This window comes from Micromonospora sp. HNM0581, assembly GCF_012726175.1.
Taxonomy (GTDB): domain Bacteria; phylum Actinomycetota; class Actinomycetes; order Mycobacteriales; family Micromonosporaceae; genus Micromonospora.
The window spans coordinates 294239-309993 of the sequence record NZ_JAASAD010000001.1 but is presented as its reverse complement, the minus strand read 5'-3'; the positions used below and the strand labels follow the sequence as shown (position 1 = coordinate 309993).

The window sequence follows — 15755 nt, the reverse complement described above, 5'->3', positions numbered from 1 at the left end:
CGCGAGGAGCGCAGCGCAGCGGAGCCCCGCAGTCGCGAACGAAGGAAATGATCGATAATGTCGCGTATTGGACGTAAGTCGATCCCGGTGCCGTCCGGTGTCGACGTGACGATCGACGGCCGGACCGTCAAGGTCAAGGGCCCCAAGGGTGAGCTGTCACATACTCTGGCCGAGCCGATCACCATCGAGCGGGTCGAGGACGGGCAGCTGAGCGTCAACCGCCCGAACGACGAGCGTAAGGCCAAGGAGCTGCACGGCCTCAGCCGTACCCTGGTCGCCAACATGATCGTCGGGGTGACCGAGGGCTACCGTAAGAGCCTGGAGATCGCCGGCACCGGTTACCGGGTCACCGCCAAGGGCAAGGACCTGGAGTTCGCGCTCGGGTTCTCGCACCCGGTGCAGGTGCAGGCCCCCGAGGGCATCACCTTCACGGTGGAGCGGCCGACGCTGTTCCACGTGGCCGGCATCGACAAGCAGCTCGTCGGTGAGGTCGCCGCTAACATCCGGAAGATCCGCCCGCCGGAGCCCTACAAGGGCAAGGGCGTGAAGTACCAGGGCGAAGTGATTCGTCGTAAGGCCGGAAAGGCAGGTAAGAAGTGAGCGCCACGCTGCTCAAGCGCCGCCGCGGCGTCGCCGCCAAGCGTGCCGTCGGGCGGGCGCGGCGGCACTTCCGAGTGCGCAAGAACGTCAGCGGCACCGCCGCGCGTCCCCGTCTCGTGGTCACCCGTTCGTTGCGGCACATCGTCGCCCAGGTCGTGGACGACACCAAGGGTCACACCTTGGCGTCGGCCTCGACCCTGGACGCCTCGCTGCGCGGTACGGAGGGCGACAAGAGCGCCCTGGCTGGCAAGGTCGGCACCCTGCTGGCCGAGCGGGCCAAGGCCGCGGGCATCTCCAAGGTCGTCTTCGACCGCGGCGGCAACCGGTACGCGGGGCGGGTCGCCGCGCTCGCCGACGCCGCCCGCGAAGCCGGGCTCGAGTTCTGACAGTCCCCGTCACGAGAGAGAAGGAAGGCTGCTGATGCCAGGTCAACAGCGCCGTGGCGGCGGGTCCGGTGGCAACGAGGGTGGTCGCCGCGACAACCGCCGTGAGGGCGGCCGCGGAAACGCGCCCGCCGAGAAGACCCCGCACCTCGAGCGGGTCGTCGCGATCAACCGCGTCGCCAAGGTCGTGAAGGGCGGTCGTCGCTTCAGCTTCACCGCCCTGGTGATCGTGGGCGACGGCGACGGCACGGTCGGCGTGGGTTACGGGAAGGCCAAGGAGGTGCCTGCGGCGATTGCCAAGGGTGTCGAGGAGGCCAAGAAGCACTTCTTCAAGGTGCCGCGGATCGCCTCCTCCATCCCGCACCCGGTGCAGGGCGAGGACGCCGCCGGAGTGGTGCTGCTCAAGCCGGCGTCGGCCGGTACGGGTGTCATCGCCGGTGGTCCGGTTCGTGCCGTGCTGGAGTGCGCGGGTATCCACGACGTGCTCTCCAAGAGCCTCGGCTCGTCGAACCCGATCAACATCGTGCACGCCACCGTGGCCGCGCTGAAGGGGCTGGAGTCCCCGGAGGCCGTGGCTGCTCGGCGTGGCCTGCCGGTCGAGGATGTCGCGCCGGCGGCCATGCTGGCCTCACGGGCGGAGGTGGCGTCCTGATGGCACGTCTCAAGGTCACCCAGGTCCGTTCCGACATCGGGACCAAGCACAACCAGCGCGAGTCGCTGCGGTCGCTCGGTCTCAAGCGGATCAATGACGTGGTGGTCAAGGAGGACCGGCCCGAGATCCGCGGCATGATCTTCACGGTCAACCACCTCGTGAAGGTCGAGGAGGTCGAGTAATGACGATCAAGGTCCATCACCTGCGTCCGGCGCCGGGTGCCAAGACCGCGAAGACCCGCGTGGGTCGCGGTGAGGGCTCCAAGGGCAAGACCGCCGGTCGCGGTACCAAGGGTTCGAAGGCCCGGAAGAACATCTCGGCGGCGTTCGAGGGTGGGCAGATGCCCATCCACATGCGCCTGCCGAAGCTGAAGGGCTTCAAGAACAAGTTCAAGGTGGTCTTCCAGGTCGTGAACCTGGACCGCCTGGCCGAGCTGTTCCCCAACGGTGGCCAGGTCGGCCCGACCGAACTGGTCGAGGCCGGCGCGGTCCGCAAGGGACAGCCGGTGAAGGTCCTCGGCACCGGGGACCTCGGTGGGGTGGCGCTCCAGGTTTCCGCGCACGCGTTCAGCGCGTCCGCCAAGGAGAAGATCACAGCCGCTGGTGGCTCGGTCACCGAGCTGTAGTGCAGTTTCATCGATGGCGCCCGCCAGTTGACTCCAACTGGCGGGCACCATGGTCTACTGCGGGCCTGTGCGCCCGGTAACATCGGATCCGGTTTATGTAGCCGGGCACATCTGCCCGGACCGGGATCGGGCTGTTAGAGTCCCTTCCCAGCCATGGATATCGGGCGCTTGCCCGGACCCACCCCGACCCGCCAGGGACGACCGGCGGCCCGCCTCGCGCAGGAGGAGAAGTTGCTGTCCGCCTTTCTCAGTGCGTTCCGTACGCCTGACCTGCGTAAGAAGCTGCTGTTCACGGTCGGCATCATCGCGATCTACCGGCTCGGCGCCACCGTACCCAGCCCGGGTGTCTCGTACGGCAACGTACAGAAGTGCCTGGAGGCCATCGAGGGCTCCACTGGCGTATTGAACCTGCTCGATCTCTTCTCCGGCGGCGCGCTGCTGCAGCTGTCGATCTTCGCGTTGGGCATCATGCCGTACATCACCGCGTCGATCATCCTGCAGCTGCTGACGGTGGTCATTCCCCGGCTGGAGCAGCTCCGTAAGGAGGGTCAGGCCGGCCAGGCGAAGATCACCCAGTACACCCGCTACCTGACGCTGGGGCTGGGCATCCTGCAGGCCTCGGCGTTCGTGGCACTGGCCCGCTCCGGGCAGCTGTTCAACAACCAGTGCAACGAGGAGATCATCCCGACCGGCACCGGCATCCCGGACTGGTTGACCCTGTCCATCCTGGTGATGACGATGACCGCCGGCACCGGCATGGTCATGTGGCTCGGTGAGCTGATCACCGACCGCGGCGTCGGCAACGGCATGTCTGTGCTGATCTTCACCTCGATCGCGGCCCGGCTTCCCAGCGAGGGCTGGCGGATCAAGGAGAGCCAGGGTTGGTGGAAGTTCCTGCTCGTGATCGCGCTGGTCCTGGTGGTCATCACGGCGGTCACCTTCATCGAGCAGGCGCAGCGCCGCATCCCGGTGCAGTACGCCAAGCGCATGATCGGCCGGCGGATGTACGGCGGCACCTCGACCTACATCCCGCTGAAGGTCAACCAGGCGGGTGTGATCCCGGTCATCTTCGGTTCGTCGCTGCTCTACCTTCCGCAGCTGGCGTTGCAGTTCTTCGACCAGAACGACCCGGGCAAGACCCAGGCGTGGATTCAGAACAACCTGGTGGACCCGACCAGCCCGATCTACATCGCGGTCTACTTCCTGCTGATCATCTTCTTCACGTACTTCTACGTCTCGATCACGTTCAACCCGACCGAGGTCGCGGACAACATGAAGAAGTACGGCGGCTTCGTGCCGGGCATCCGTCCCGGTAAGCCGACCGCCGACTACCTGGACTTCATCCTTAGCCGCATCACCCTGCCGGGTGCGCTGTACCTCGCGATCATCTCGATCCTGCCGAACTTCTTCTTCATCTGGCTGGACCGGCAGCAGTACCTCAACTTCCCGTTCGGTGGTACCGCAGTGCTGATCATGGTCGGTGTGGCTCTCGAGACGAGCAAGCAGATCGAGAGCCAACTGATGCAGCGGAACTACGAAGGGTTCCTGCGGTAGATGAGACTGGTTCTGGTTGGCCCGCCGGGTGCGGGCAAGGGCACACAGGCGGAGTTCATTGCCGCGCACCTGTCCGTGCCGAAGATCTCGACCGGCGACATCTTCCGGGCGAACGTGTCGCAGGGCACCCCGCTCGGCGTCGAGGCCAAGCGGTACATGGACGCTGGCAAGCTCGTGCCGGACGAGGTGACCATCAACATGGTGCGGGATCGGCTCGCCGAGCCGGATGCTGCCGAGGGTTTCCTGCTCGACGGGTTTCCGCGTACCACCCCGCAGGCCGCCGCACTGGACAAGCTCCTCGCCGATCTCGGCACCGCTCTGGACATCGTGCTCGAACTCGTTGTCGACGACGACGAGGTGATCCGGCGGCTCTCCGGTCGGCGTACCTGCCGGGGCTGCGGTAAGATCTGGCACGTCGAGTTCGATTCGACGAGCCGGGAGGGCATCTGCGACCGGTGTGGCGCGGAGTTGTTCCAGCGGGACGACGACAAGCCGGAGACCATCGCAGCCCGGCTGCGGGAGTACGCCGAGAAGACCGCGCCGCTCGTGGACTACTACGGCGCGCAGGGCAAACTGGTCGGCATCGACGCCACCGGCCCGGTGGAGGACGTCACGGTCCGCGCCATCGATGCCCTCCGTTCCTACGGGGGCTGAGGTCGCCCGGCTTCCCGCCGGATAGAGTGCTGACAGCGGGGTACGCCGGGCGTATCCCGCTGTTTCGGTAACGAAAGGTTGCGCCTTCATGCGTCGTCCCCAGCTGGACATCCAGCTGAAGACTCCAGAGCAGATCGAGAAGATGCGTGCCGCGGGCCTCGTGGTCGCGTCGGCGCTTCGCCGGATGCGGGAGGCGATCGCCCCTGGCGTGAGCACCGCAGACCTGGACGCGATCGCCGAGACGACGATCCGCGAGGCGGGAGCGGCACCGTCGTTCAAGGGCTACCACGGTTTCCCGGCGTCGATCTGCTCGTCGGTGAACGAGCAGATCGTGCACGCGATCCCTTCACCGAAGCAGGTTCTCGCCGACGGTGACCTGATCTCGATCGACTGCGGTGCGGTGCTCGACGGGTGGCACGGTGATGCGGCGATCACGGTCGGCGTGGGTGAGGTCGATCCGGCGCTGCTGCGGATGGCCGAGGTCACCGAGGACGCGATGTGGGCCGGGATCGCGGCGGCCGCGCGTGGCGCGGCCAGCGGCAGGGGTCGGCTGACCGACATCTCGCATGCGGTGGAACGCGCGGTGCGCAAGGCCGGACGGTACGGCATCGTCGACGGCTACGGCGGCCACGGCATCGGTACCGAGATGCATCAGGATCCGCACGTGCTCAACCACGGGCGGCCGGGCAAGGGGCCACGATTGGTGCCGGGGCTGGCACTGGCCATCGAGCCGATGATCACCATGGGTTCGCCGCGTACGGCGGAACTCGCCGACGGCTGGACCGTCGTGACCCGTGACGGTTCGCGAGCCGCGCACGTCGAGCACACCATGGCCCTGCTGCCCGACGGTGTGTGGGTGCTGACCGCTGCTGACGGGGGCCGGGCCCGCCTGGGCGACCTGGTCACCGCACGCCAGCCGAGCAACACGTCGGCTGGATAGGCGCGGGCCTCGACGGAGGCGCCGAGGCCGCGTCACCGGGGTCGGTCGGCATCCGATGCTGGCCGTGCGGTGGCATGCTTGCCGGCATGGACGAGCGGGACGTGATGCGGGCAGCGGACGTCGACCGGCAGGCTGTCGCCGAACAGCTCCGGGTCGCCCTCGACGAGGGTCGACTCGACCTGCACGAGTACGACGACCGGTTGCAGCAGACCTATGCCGCTCGCACGTACGCCGACCTGGATGCCCTCGTCAGTGACCTGCCGGCGCCTTCCGGCGTGGTGTTGCCGACACCTCGCAGCGGGGGCGAGGCGGTGCCCGCCGAGGCCGGACGTGGAATGGCCGTGCGCTGGCTGGTCAAGGTCTGGAAACCGTGGTTGAGGGCGGTGGGCATCGTGGTGGCCGTCTGGGCTGTCACGTCACTGGCGGCCGGTGGTGGCAGCGTGGCGGGGCGGGCGGCCGAGGGGGGCACGGGGGAAGGGCGAGTGGCCGACGGCGACGGTGGCATCCGCGACGACGCCGGGGTGGAGACGAGCGAACCAGGGTGGCCCCGCAACCGTGGTGATTTGGGCTGAAAGTCCCGTTTCTGACACCCGGTTGTGCCCAGCTGGCCGGTCGGTTTGGCGGTGACGTGCTGGCGGGCGTACACTTTCGGATCGGCGCACAGCGTCCACTCTGCCATGCCCGCCAGCGCTTCGGCGGGCCGCGGAGCCGCGGCTGGCGCGGGAAGCCTGATCTTGGTCAAGCACCCCGTGTAAGACGTTGTGGGCCGTCCGGAGCAACCGACGTCAGGACAGCGGAGGACATGCCGAAAAAAGACGGAGCCATCGAGATCGAAGGTCGGGTCATCGAGCCCTTGCCGAACGCCATGTTCCGCGTGGAGCTTGCCAACGGCCACAAGGTGCTGGCTCACATCAGCGGCAAGATGCGGCAGCACTACATCCGCATCCTGCCGGAGGATCGGGTCGTCGTGGAGCTTTCGCCGTACGACCTGACCCGCGGGCGCATCGTCTACCGCTACAAGTAAGCCTGACGGCGGCCCGGGAAACGTCCCGTGTCCGTCTTCGACGTCCGGTGTCGCGCCTCGTGGCGCCGGGCCAGATGGGAAGTAAGGCAACCGTGAAGGTCAAGCCGAGCGTCAAGAGGATCTGCAACAAGTGCCGGGTGATCCGCCGGCACGGCCGGGTCATGGTCATCTGCACCGACCCGCGCCACAAGCAGCGCCAGGGCTGAACCAGCCCGCACATTTCACATGCTCGTCCCAGCCGCGGATGGTGCGCAGTGCGTACCTGTTCGTGGTCGACCCCCGGTCGAAGGCCGGGGCCCGCTCGGGCAACGACCGATCCCGGTCGCCGACGTCATCTGCGTCGGCAGTACAGGGACGGCCGGTAGCGGGGTGGGGCGGGTCCACACCTTCGCCAGCACACCACGAGGAGTACGCCCGCACATGGCACGTCTAGTCGGCGTCGACCTTCCCCGCGAGAAGCGGATGGAGATCGCGCTCACCTACATCTTCGGCGTGGGTCGCACCCGCGCCCTGGAGACGCTCAGCGCCACCGGCATCTCGCCGGACAAGCGCGTCCGAGACCTCACGGACGAGGAGCTGGTCCAGCTCCGCAACCACATCGAGGCCAACTTCAAGGTTGAAGGCGACCTGCGCCGCGAGGTCGCCGCTGACATCCGCCGCAAGGTCGAGATCGGCTGCTACGCCGGCATCCGGCACCGCCGGGGCCTGCCCGTGCGTGGCCAGCGGACCAAGACCAACGCCCGGACCCGCAAGGGCCCGAAGCGGACCGTCGCCGGCAAGAAGAAGCCCGGCAAGAAGTAGTTCTTTCAACCGGAATTTCTGGTCGTTCTCCGTCAAGGTAGGCCGGACTCCTACCGGAACCGGTGTCTACGAAATCAACGGGGCGAGAAGCCAGAACCCATTCAGGAGCGCACAGACTTATGCCACCGAAGGCTCGTGCCGGAGCCGCTGTCAAGAAGGTCCGGCGCAAGGAACGCAAGAACGTCGCCCACGGGCAGGCGCACATCAAGAGCACCTTCAACAACACCATCGTCTCGATCACCGATCCGACTGGTGCCGTCATCTCCTGGGCCTCGTCCGGCCAGGTTGGTTTCAAGGGCTCCCGCAAGTCGACTCCGTTCGCCGCGCAGCTGGCCGCCGAGGCCGCCGCGCGCCGGGCCATGGAGCACGGCATGCGCAAGGTCGACGTGTTCGTCAAGGGCCCCGGCTCGGGCCGGGAAACCGCCATCCGTTCGCTGCAGGCCGTGGGCCTCGAGGTCGGGCAGATCTCCGACGTCACCCCGCAGCCGCACAACGGGTGCCGTCCGCCGAAGCGTCGTCGGGTCTGAGAGGTAGAGAGAGATGGCTCGTTACACCGGTGCCGACTGCCGCCGTTGCCGGCGGGAGAAGATGAAGCTGTTCCTCAAGGGCAGCAAGTGCGATGGTCCGAAGTGCCCGTTCGAGTCCCGGCCGTTCCCGCCCGGGCAGCACGGCCGCGGCCGCACGAAGGAGACGGAGTACCTGCTCCAGCTCCGTGAGAAGCAGAAGGCCCGCCGCGTCTACGGCGTGCTTGAGAAGCAGTTCCGCGGCTACTACGAGGAAGCCGTGAGTAAGAAGGCCAAGACGGGTGAGGTGCTGCTGCAGATCCTCGAGTCGCGGCTGGACAACGTGGTCTACCGGGCCGGCTACGCCAAGTCCCGGGACATGGCCCGTCAGCTGGTCAAGCACGGTCACTTCACGGTGAACGGCAAGAAGGTCGACATTCCGTCGTACCGCGTCAAGGAGCACGACATCATCGAGGTCCGGGTCAAGAGCAAGGAGCTCACCCCGTTCATCGTGGCCCAGGCCGAGGCCGGCTCCAAGACCGTACCGGCGTGGCTGGAGGCGATCCCCAGCCAGATGAAGGTCCTGGTGCACTCGCTGCCGGCCCGGCAGGTCATCGACACCCAGGTCCAGGAGCAGCTGATCGTCGAGCTCTACTCCAAGTAGGGGCTCGTTGCGGTGGCCCGCCCCCGGCGGGGTGGGCCACCGGAACAGTTTGTGTCGTGGGCGTCATATGGCGGGCGCCCCGGAAGAGAAGAGAAGACATGCTCATCAGCCAGCGACCGACCCTCTCCGAGGAGTCGATCAACGAGACCCGCTCCCGGTTCACCATCGAGCCGCTGGAGCCGGGCTTCGGCTACACCCTGGGCAACTCGCTGCGGCGCACGCTGCTGTCGTCGATCCCGGGCGCGGCCGTCACCTCGATCAAGATCGACGGAGTGCTGCACGAGTTCACCACGATCCCCGGGGTCAAGGAGGACGTGGTCGAGCTCGTCATGAACATCAAGGAGCTCTGCGTCAGCTCCGAGCACGACGAGCCGGTAAGCATGTACCTGCGTAAGCAGGGCCCGGGCGACGTGACCGCCGGTGACATCCAGCCTCCGGCCGGTGTCTCGGTGCACAACCTGGACCTGAAGCTGGCCACCCTCAACGGCAAGGGCCGGCTCGACATGGAGTTGACCGTCGAGCGGGGCCGCGGTTACGTCACGGCGGCACAGAACAAGCAGGCCGGCGCGGAGATCGGGCGGATCCCGGTCGACTCGATCTACTCCCCGGTGCTCAAGGTGACCTACCGCGTCGAGGCGACCCGGGTCGAGCAGCGGACGGACTTCGATCGGCTGATCATCGACGTCGAGACCAAGCCGTCGATGGGACCCCGTACTGCCCTGGCTTCGGCCGGTTCGACGCTCGTGGAGCTGTTCGGGCTGGCCCGTGAGCTGGACGAGACGGCCGAGGGGATCGACATCGGCCCGTCACCGCAGGACGCGCAGCTGGCGGCGGACCTCGCCCTGCCGATCGAGGAACTGGACCTGACCGTCCGCTCCTACAACTGCCTCAAGCGCGAGGGCATCAACTCCGTCGGTGAGCTGATAGGGCGTACCGAGGCCGACCTCCTCGATATAAGGAACTTCGGTCAGAAGTCGATCGACGAGGTCAAGATGAAGCTCGCCGGGATGGGTCTCGGGCTGAAGGACTCGGCTCCGAACTTCGACCCGGCGAACGTCGTGGACGCCTTCGGCGAGGCGGACTACGACACCGACGACTACCGCGAGACCGAGCAGCTCTAGTCCGCGCTGCCGCCACACCTGAGGAGCACCAAGCATGCCCACGCCCACCAAGGGCCCCCGCCTCGGCGGCAGCCCCGCGCACGAGCGGCTGATGCTGGCCAACCTGGCCACCGCGCTGTTCCAGCACGGCAAGATCCAGACCACCGAGACCAAGGCTCGGCGGCTGCGACCGCTCGCCGAGCAGCTGATCACCAAGGCCAAGCGGGGCGACCTCGCGTCGCGCCGACGGGTGCTGACCGTGGTCAAGGACAAGGACGTGGTCTACGCCCTGTTCGACCAGATCGCGCCTCGGTACGCCAACCGCAACGGCGGCTACACCCGGATCGTGAAGACCGGTCCGCGTAAGGGTGACGCCGCCCCGATGGCGATCATCGAGCTGGTCGAGGAGCTTCAGGTCGCCGAGCCGAAGGCGAACAAGAAGACCGCTGGTCGTAAGGCCGCCCAGCAGGACAAGGTCGAGGCGTTGGCCCCGGCCGACGAGGCGCCCGAGTCGCGTCCGGCGGACCAGGACGCCGAGCCGCCGCAGTCGGCTTCCGGTGACACCGCCGCCGCCCGCGGGGACAGCGACCTGGCCACCGAGGAAGGCAAGGCCTGACCAAGGCCGGTGAGGCAGGCCTGAGGCCGTTTGTCGGGCCCGGCATCCCCATCACGGGGATGCCGGGCCTGATTCGTCTAGGAGGTACCACGGTGGGCGAGCGCACCCGGTTGCGACTTGACGTCGCGTACGACGGCACGGCCTTCTCCGGCTGGGCCGTCCAGCCGCAGCGGCGAACGGTCGCGGGGGTGCTCGTCGAAACACTGGATCTGGTGCTCGGCGGCGGTGTCGCAACCGGGCTGACCGTCGCCGGCCGCACCGACGCGGGGGTGCATGCCAGCGGGCAGGTCTGCCACCTGGATCTGCCCGTCGACGTCTGGCAGGCGTACGAGGGGCGGTTGCTGCGTCGGCTGGCCCGGCTGCTGCCGACCGATGTGCGGGTCCGGGCGATACGTTCGGTGCCGCTCACCTTCGATGCCCGGTTCTCGGCGACGTTCCGGCGTTACGAGTACCGGGTCACGGATGAGCGGTGGGGCTGCGAGCCGTTACGTCGACACGAGATCCTGGCCTGGCCGAGGTCGCTGGACCTCGACCGGCTCACCGCTGCGGCGGCTGGACTGGTGGGAGAGCACGACTTCGCCGCGTACTGCCGCCGCAAGGAGAACGCCACCACGCTGCGGGAGGTGACCAGACTGGAGTGGCGGCGGGACGTCGACGGGATTTTGGTCGCCACCGTCCAGGCCGACGCGTTCTGCCAGGCGATGGTCCGTAGCCTGGTTGGCGCCATGTTGGTCGCCGGTGACGGTCGACGGCCGGTGCGGTGGCCGGTCGATCTGCTGTCCCGTCAGCAGCGGGCCAGCGAGGTGACGGTGGCACCGGCGCACGGGTTGACCCTGGTGGCGGTCGGCTACCCCGACGATCCCACCGACTATGCGATCCGGGCTGAGGCGACCAGACGGCTACGGGTGCCTGTCGACAGCTGAACCGCCGGGCCCGCCCGCCGTCGTGGGTCGGTCAGTCCGCGGTGGACCCGTTCTGAGCACCGGTGTCGTCGGCGGGGCTTCCGGTCGGCTGGCTGGCCGTCCCCCCTGCGGCACGCCGCCCCAGCACGCTCTGGTTGAGGTGCTGTTCGAGCATGTCGAAGAGGATCTCGCGTACGCCGGTGTCACCGGAGCGAATGGTGGCACCGTCGGTACGGGTGACCAGCGCGTAGGCGATGTAGTGGCCGCGTACCTGCCAGCCGACCCGGGCCGGTGCGGTGGTGACAGCATCGGTGTCGTCTCCCGCCGACATGCCGCGGAAACGGCCCTGCCGCTCGTCCAGCAACTGGCGGATCCGGTCCCGGGCCCGCTCGGCGCTGGACCGGTCGGTGAGGTTGAACAGCCCCGTGGTGACCAGGTGGTCCCCGTCCGGTGTGCGGAGGGTGGCCCGGACGACCTGATTGCAGCCGAGCCGAACCAGCAGTTCCGAAACCTCGCCGGTGGCGGCCACCGTGCAGGTGTCACTGGACTGGGTGCGGAGCACCTCGTAGCCGTTTCCGCCGTCGCCGAGGGCCAACGTGCTGGCAGGGAACACCTCGCGGGCGGTGAGTGGAGCCTGGTCGGTGTCCCGGGAGTCGAGCTCGCTGGCCTCGGCGGTCGCCGACCCGCCTGCGGTGTCCGGCGCGGCGGTGGACCCGGCCTGCTGCCCGGTCAGGGTTCGACCGTCCAGCAGCGTGGCGGCGGTGAGACCGCAGAGGGCGAGCAGTACCAGTGCCGCAGCACCACCGATAAGGATCTGCCACGTGCGTCCGCCGACCCGACGTGGCCGAGGTACGCCAGGCGTGACGCGTGCCTCCGGCGTCGCGGCTACGCCGGCCGGTGTCGCTACGCTGGCCGGTGTCGGTTCCTCGTGGGCGGCCGGGGCTGGGTCGCTGCGTGGTGGTGCCGGGTTCTGCGGTTTCGTGGCGGGGGAGACGCCGCGTGGCGGTGCCGACGACGGCAGCAGGATCTGGTTCGGGCGGGCCAGTGACGGGGTGGGGAAGCGCGACGGGGACGGCCCGGCCGGGGGTGGGCTGGGCGGGGGCGAGCTGTTCTCGGGCTCGTCGTCCCGGTACGGGACGTATGCGTCCTCATCGGAGTCGTACCGATACACCATGTCGACCAGAGTAGGGATTTTTATCCCTTTAGTGGGTATTTCGCTGGGAAACGTAGTTGATGGACGTGTCGGAACCACCGCAGTCGGCGCACCTTCGGTCCGATCCGCACCCGGTGCGAGAATGACCCACGTGACCGGGGACCACTACTTCACCGCCGAGCCGAACACGCCAGCTCAAGCGCGCGAGGTGCAGTTCACCGTCGCCGGGAGTGACTACACCCTCACCTCGGCGTCCGGAGTCTTCTCGGCCAGCCGCCTCGACCCCGGCACCGCCGTGCTGCTGCGCAAGGCCGACCTACCGGTTACCACGACCGCCGGTGACCTGCTCGACCTCGGCTGCGGATTCGGAGCGATCACCTGCGTGCTCGGCAACGTCGCACCCACGGCCACGATCTGGGCGGTCGACGTGAACGAGCGGGCCCGGCAGCTGACCGTCGGCAACGCAACCCGGCTCGGTCTGTCCGAGCGGGTGCGGGTGACGGCCCCCGAGGAGGTACCCGACGATCTCCGCTTCGCACAGATCTGGTCCAACCCGCCGATCCGGATAGGCAAGGACGAACTGCACCGGATGCTGTTGCACTGGCTGCCCCGGCTCACGCCGGACGGGGTGGCCTGGCTGGTGGTGGCCCGCCACCTGGGCGGCGACTCGTTGCAGAGCTGGCTGGTCGGGCAGGGCTGGCAGGTGGCACGACACGCCAGCCAGAAAGGGTTCCGGGTGTTGCGCGTCACCCCCTGACCGGGTAAACAGTTGGCCCGCCGGGCCGGCTCGGGCAGGATGCCCCCGTGGGATACGTGGACGTGGCGGCGGTCGGGCATGTCCTGCCGGACGGGCGGGAACTCTTCGCCGAGGTGTCGTTCCGGGTCGGTGAGGGCGCCAAGGTGGCGCTTGTCGGGCCGAACGGTGCCGGCAAGACGACGCTACTGCGGATGGTCGCCGGTGACCTGCCGGTGCACACCGGCGCGATCGCGCGTACCGGTGGGCTGGGCGTGATGCGCCAGTTCATCGGCATGATCGGTGACGAGTCGACGCTCGCTGACCTCGCCCTGTCGCTGGCGCCGCCCGCGCTGCGCGACGCCGGACGCCGGCTCGCCGAGACCGAGGCGGCCATGCGCGACGCCGAACTGCGTGGCAAGTACAGCACCGCCGCAGGCAAGGCCCAACTGGCGTACGCCGACGCGTTGGCCGCCTGGGGCGAGACCGGCGGGTACGACGCCGAGGTGCTCTTCGACACCGTCGCCACCATCGTCCTGGACCTGCCCTGGGACGCCGCCCGCCAGCGCCTGGTCCGGACCCTCTCCGGCGGTCAGCAGAAGCGCTTCGCGCTGGAGTTGCTGCTGCGCGGCCCCGACGAGGTGCTGCTGCTCGACGAACCGGACAACTTCCTCGACGTGCCCGGCAAACGTTGGCTGGAGGCGCGGCTGCGGGAGTCGACCAAGTCGGTGCTCTACGTCTCGCACGACCGGGAACTGCTGGCACACACCGCCGATCGGGTGGTCGCGGTGGAGGGCGGCAGCGCCTGGGTGCACCCGGGTGGCTTCGCCAGCTGGCACGCGGCGCGTGTATCGAGGCACGACCGTCTCGACGAGCAGCGCAAACGGTGGGACGAGGAGCACCAGAAGCTGCGCGAGCTGATGTTGATGTACAAGCAGAAAGCCGCGTACAACTCCGGCATGGCCTCGCGGTACCAGGCGGCACAGACCCGGCTGCGCAAGTTCGAGGAGGCCGGGCCACCACCCGTACCGCCGAAGGAGCAGGACATCCGGATGCGGCTGGCCGGCGGCCGGACCGGCAAGCGCGCACTGATCTGCGAGCAGCTGGAACTGGACGGCCTGACCTACCCCTTCGACCTGGAGTTGTGGTACGGCGACCGCCTCGCGGTGCTGGGTGCCAACGGCACCGGCAAGTCCCACTTCCTACGCCTGCTGGCCCGCGGTGGAACAGATCCGGACCCGGCCAACGGCCCCGTCGATGCCGCGGCGGCGCTTGCGCCGGTGGCGCACGACGGAACGGCCCGGCTCGGCGCGCGGGTACGCCCAGGACACTTCTCGCAAACCCACGACCGACCCGAGCTGATGACGCGGACCCTCGTGGAGATCCTCTGGCGGGGCGACGAGCACCGGACCGGCATGGACCGGCATGCGGCGATGGCGGCGCTTTCCCGGTACGAACTGGCCGGGCAGGGCGACCAGCGCTTCGGCACCCTCTCCGGAGGGCAGCAGGCCCGCTTTCTGGTGCTGCTGCTGGAACTGTCCGGTGCGACCATGCTGCTGCTCGACGAGCCCACCGACAACCTCGACCTGGCCTCGGCCGAGGCGTTGGAAACCGGACTCACCGCATTCTCCGGCACGGTGGTGGCGGTCACCCACGACCGCTGGTTCACCCGCACCTTCGACCGGTTCCTGCTGTTCCGGGGCGACGGCGAAGTGGTCGAAACCGACGAGCCGGTCTGGGACGTGGCCTAGCTGGCCCCGGGCCCCTGCGACCGGCCTACGAGGCGACATAGGGTGACCTGGTGAGTGAGATGACCTATCGCCGGTTGGGCGACTCCGGGCTCGTGGTGTCCGTCGTGGGGATCGGCTGCAACAACTTCGGCCGCAAACTCGACCCGGACGGCACCCGCGCGGTGGTCGACGCGGCCCTCGACGCCGGCATCAACTTCTTCGACACCGCCGACATCTACGGCGAGCCCCACGGCGCGTCGGAGGCGCAACTCGGTGCGGCCCTCAAGGGCCGCCGCGACGAGGTGGTGCTGGCCACCAAGTTCGGCATGTCGATGGCCGGCAGCAACGGACGCGACTTCGGGGTGCGGGGCTCGCGGCGGTACGTGATCAGGGCGGTCGAGGCGTCACTGCGTCGACTGGACACCGACCACATCGACCTGTACCAGTTCCACGAGCCGGACCCGGGGACCCCGATCGACGAGACGCTGTCCGCCCTGGACGATCTGGTCCGCGCCGGCAAGGTGCGGTACCTCGGCAACTCCAACTTCGCCGGCTGGCAGATCGCCGACGCCGACTGGACGGCGAAGACCCGGGGCTTCGCCCGGTTCGTCAGCGCGCAGAACCACTACAGCCTGCTCAACCGGGATGCCGAGATCGAGGTGCTGCCGGCCTGCGACCGGTTCGGGTTGGGCATGCTGCCGTTCTTCCCGCTGGCCAACGGGCTGCTCACCGGCAAGTACAAGCGGGGTGAGGCACCACCCGCCGGCAGCCGCCTGTCCGGTGGCGGCCGGTACGCGCAACGGCTCGCCGCCGCCGACTGGGACACCATCGAGGGCATCGAGGCGTACGCCGCGCAACGGCAGGTGCCGATGCTGCACGTGGCGATCGGTGGGCTCGCCGCCCAGCCGGCAGTCACCTCCGTCATCGCCGGTGCCACCACACCGGAACAGGTGCGCGCCAACGCCGAGGCAGGCGCCTGGCAACCAACCGACACCGACCTCAAGGCCCTCCGGGCGGTCCTCGACCGCTAGGGGCGGTGCGCGGAAACCTTCACCCGGCCGCGTCGGCCCGGCACCGCGCCGCAGAGGCTCCTGGCCACCGCACCAGTCGCGCCGCGCCCT

The 15755-nt window shown here is 68.6% G+C and carries 21 protein-coding genes; 20 read left to right on the top strand and 1 reads right to left on the bottom strand.

Translation table 11 applies throughout. The annotated features are described in order from the left end of the window. Positions 1–57: 57 nt before the first annotated feature. The 17 genes from rplF (at position 58) to truA (ending at position 11039) form a co-directional block, all read left to right on the top strand. Complete coding sequence (rplF, locus tag HCA58_RS01430; protein WP_169595899.1) at positions 58–600, top strand: 50S ribosomal protein L6; 543 nt, start codon at positions 58–60, stop codon at positions 598–600. After that, the gene (gene rplR / locus HCA58_RS01425) at positions 597–986 is read left to right on the top strand and encodes a 50S ribosomal protein L18 (RefSeq protein WP_169595898.1); all 390 of its coding nucleotides are present in this window, start codon (positions 597–599) and stop codon (positions 984–986) included. Before rplF ends, rplR begins: the two co-directional genes overlap by 4 nt. A gap of 34 nt (positions 987–1020) precedes the next feature. Next, entirely contained in the window at positions 1021–1635 is a 615-nt protein-coding gene (gene rpsE, locus HCA58_RS01420; protein ID WP_169595897.1) for a 30S ribosomal protein S5, read from the top strand. Further along, entirely contained in the window at positions 1635–1817 is a 183-nt protein-coding gene (rpmD, locus tag HCA58_RS01415; RefSeq protein WP_169595896.1) for a 50S ribosomal protein L30, read from the top strand. Before rpsE ends, rpmD begins: the two co-directional genes overlap by 1 nt. Beyond that, on the top strand, positions 1817–2260 hold the full coding sequence (gene rplO / locus HCA58_RS01410) for a 50S ribosomal protein L15 (protein ID WP_164447881.1): 444 nt from the start codon (positions 1817–1819) through the stop codon (positions 2258–2260). The genes rpmD and rplO overlap by 1 nt, the downstream gene beginning before the upstream one ends. A gap of 231 nt (positions 2261–2491) precedes the next feature. After that, positions 2492–3814 (top strand): preprotein translocase subunit SecY, encoded by a 1323-nt coding sequence (gene secY / locus HCA58_RS01405; protein ID WP_169596157.1) that lies wholly within the window; start codon positions 2492–2494, stop codon positions 3812–3814. Beyond that, a complete protein-coding gene (locus HCA58_RS01400; RefSeq protein ID WP_169595895.1) occupies positions 3815–4468 on the top strand; it encodes an adenylate kinase in 654 nt (217 codons plus the stop codon). It begins immediately after the preceding gene. Positions 4469–4556: 88 nt separating this feature from the next. Continuing rightward, entirely contained in the window at positions 4557–5408 is an 852-nt protein-coding gene (gene map / locus HCA58_RS01395; RefSeq protein ID WP_169595894.1) for a type I methionyl aminopeptidase, read from the top strand. A gap of 86 nt (positions 5409–5494) precedes the next feature. Next, positions 5495–5980, top strand: coding sequence for a DUF1707 domain-containing protein (locus tag HCA58_RS01390; RefSeq protein WP_169595893.1), 486 nt, complete (start codon positions 5495–5497; stop codon positions 5978–5980). A 230-nt stretch (positions 5981–6210) separates the two neighbouring features. After that, positions 6211–6432, top strand: a complete 222-nt coding sequence (infA, locus tag HCA58_RS01385; protein ID WP_007073013.1) for a translation initiation factor IF-1 — start codon at positions 6211–6213, stop codon at positions 6430–6432. A 92-nt stretch (positions 6433–6524) separates the two neighbouring features. Further along, on the top strand, positions 6525–6638 hold the full coding sequence (gene rpmJ / locus HCA58_RS01380; RefSeq protein WP_012184307.1) for a 50S ribosomal protein L36: 114 nt from the start codon (positions 6525–6527) through the stop codon (positions 6636–6638). 214 nt (positions 6639–6852) lie between these two features. After that, on the top strand, positions 6853–7233 hold the full coding sequence (gene rpsM / locus HCA58_RS01375; protein ID WP_169595892.1) for a 30S ribosomal protein S13: 381 nt from the start codon (positions 6853–6855) through the stop codon (positions 7231–7233). A gap of 119 nt (positions 7234–7352) precedes the next feature. Continuing rightward, complete coding sequence (gene rpsK / locus HCA58_RS01370; protein WP_013288613.1) at positions 7353–7760, top strand: 30S ribosomal protein S11; 408 nt, start codon at positions 7353–7355, stop codon at positions 7758–7760. 13 nt (positions 7761–7773) lie between these two features. Further along, a complete protein-coding gene (gene rpsD, locus HCA58_RS01365) occupies positions 7774–8400 on the top strand; it encodes a 30S ribosomal protein S4 (protein WP_169595891.1) in 627 nt (208 codons plus the stop codon). Between the two features lie 98 nt (positions 8401–8498). Beyond that, positions 8499–9521: a DNA-directed RNA polymerase subunit alpha gene (locus tag HCA58_RS01360; RefSeq protein WP_169595890.1), complete on the top strand. Its 1023-nt coding sequence runs from the start codon at positions 8499–8501 to the stop codon at positions 9519–9521. Positions 9522–9555: 34 nt separating this feature from the next. Further along, on the top strand, positions 9556–10116 hold the full coding sequence (rplQ, locus tag HCA58_RS01355; protein ID WP_169595889.1) for a 50S ribosomal protein L17: 561 nt from the start codon (positions 9556–9558) through the stop codon (positions 10114–10116). 92 nt (positions 10117–10208) lie between these two features. Further along, entirely contained in the window at positions 10209–11039 is an 831-nt protein-coding gene (truA, locus tag HCA58_RS01350) for a tRNA pseudouridine(38-40) synthase TruA (protein ID WP_169595888.1), read from the top strand. A gap of 31 nt (positions 11040–11070) precedes the next feature. Here the strand turns inward: truA and HCA58_RS01345 are convergent, their stop codons facing one another. Then, positions 11071–12192, bottom strand: a complete 1122-nt coding sequence (locus tag HCA58_RS01345) for a hypothetical protein (protein WP_205807228.1) — start codon at positions 12190–12192, stop codon at positions 11071–11073. Between the two features lie 130 nt (positions 12193–12322). Between HCA58_RS01345 and HCA58_RS01340 the strand changes: the two genes are divergently transcribed. Genes HCA58_RS01340 through HCA58_RS01330 form a run of 3 tightly spaced genes read left to right on the top strand, consistent with a single transcriptional unit; the run spans position 12323 to position 15665 of the window. Further along, entirely contained in the window at positions 12323–12928 is a 606-nt protein-coding gene (locus HCA58_RS01340; RefSeq protein ID WP_169595887.1) for a methyltransferase, read from the top strand. A gap of 47 nt (positions 12929–12975) precedes the next feature. Next, complete coding sequence (locus tag HCA58_RS01335) at positions 12976–14655, top strand: ATP-binding cassette domain-containing protein (RefSeq protein ID WP_169595886.1); 1680 nt, start codon at positions 12976–12978, stop codon at positions 14653–14655. Positions 14656–14714: 59 nt separating this feature from the next. After that, positions 14715–15665, top strand: coding sequence for an aldo/keto reductase (locus HCA58_RS01330; RefSeq protein WP_169596155.1), 951 nt, complete (start codon positions 14715–14717; stop codon positions 15663–15665). Positions 15666–15755: the final 90 nt, after the last annotated feature.

What these genes read in the sequence shown, in the direction of transcription:
- HCA58_RS01390 (WP_169595893.1), top strand. Translation starts at nt 5,495, where the DNA reads ATGGACGAGCGGGACGTGATGCGGGCAGCGGACGTCGACCGGCAGGCT.
- HCA58_RS01360 (WP_169595890.1), top strand. Translation starts at nt 8,499, where the DNA reads ATGCTCATCAGCCAGCGACCGACCCTCTCCGAGGAGTCGATCAACGAG.
- HCA58_RS01345 (WP_205807228.1), bottom strand. Translation starts at nt 12,192, where the DNA reads ATGGTGTATCGGTACGACTCCGATGAGGACGCATACGTCCCGTACCGG.
- map (WP_169595894.1), top strand. Translation starts at nt 4,557, where the DNA reads ATGCGTCGTCCCCAGCTGGACATCCAGCTGAAGACTCCAGAGCAGATC.
- HCA58_RS01400 (WP_169595895.1), top strand. Translation starts at nt 3,815, where the DNA reads ATGAGACTGGTTCTGGTTGGCCCGCCGGGTGCGGGCAAGGGCACACAG.
- rpmD (WP_169595896.1), top strand. Translation starts at nt 1,635, where the DNA reads ATGGCACGTCTCAAGGTCACCCAGGTCCGTTCCGACATCGGGACCAAG.
- infA (WP_007073013.1), top strand. Translation starts at nt 6,211, where the DNA reads ATGCCGAAAAAAGACGGAGCCATCGAGATCGAAGGTCGGGTCATCGAG.
- rpsE (WP_169595897.1), top strand. Translation starts at nt 1,021, where the DNA reads ATGCCAGGTCAACAGCGCCGTGGCGGCGGGTCCGGTGGCAACGAGGGT.
- rplO (WP_164447881.1), top strand. Translation starts at nt 1,817, where the DNA reads ATGACGATCAAGGTCCATCACCTGCGTCCGGCGCCGGGTGCCAAGACC.
- rpsD (WP_169595891.1), top strand. Translation starts at nt 7,774, where the DNA reads ATGGCTCGTTACACCGGTGCCGACTGCCGCCGTTGCCGGCGGGAGAAG.
- rpsM (WP_169595892.1), top strand. Translation starts at nt 6,853, where the DNA reads ATGGCACGTCTAGTCGGCGTCGACCTTCCCCGCGAGAAGCGGATGGAG.
- rplQ (WP_169595889.1), top strand. Translation starts at nt 9,556, where the DNA reads ATGCCCACGCCCACCAAGGGCCCCCGCCTCGGCGGCAGCCCCGCGCAC.
- rpsK (WP_013288613.1), top strand. Translation starts at nt 7,353, where the DNA reads ATGCCACCGAAGGCTCGTGCCGGAGCCGCTGTCAAGAAGGTCCGGCGC.
- HCA58_RS01330 (WP_169596155.1), top strand. Translation starts at nt 14,715, where the DNA reads ATGACCTATCGCCGGTTGGGCGACTCCGGGCTCGTGGTGTCCGTCGTG.
- rplF (WP_169595899.1), top strand. Translation starts at nt 58, where the DNA reads ATGTCGCGTATTGGACGTAAGTCGATCCCGGTGCCGTCCGGTGTCGAC.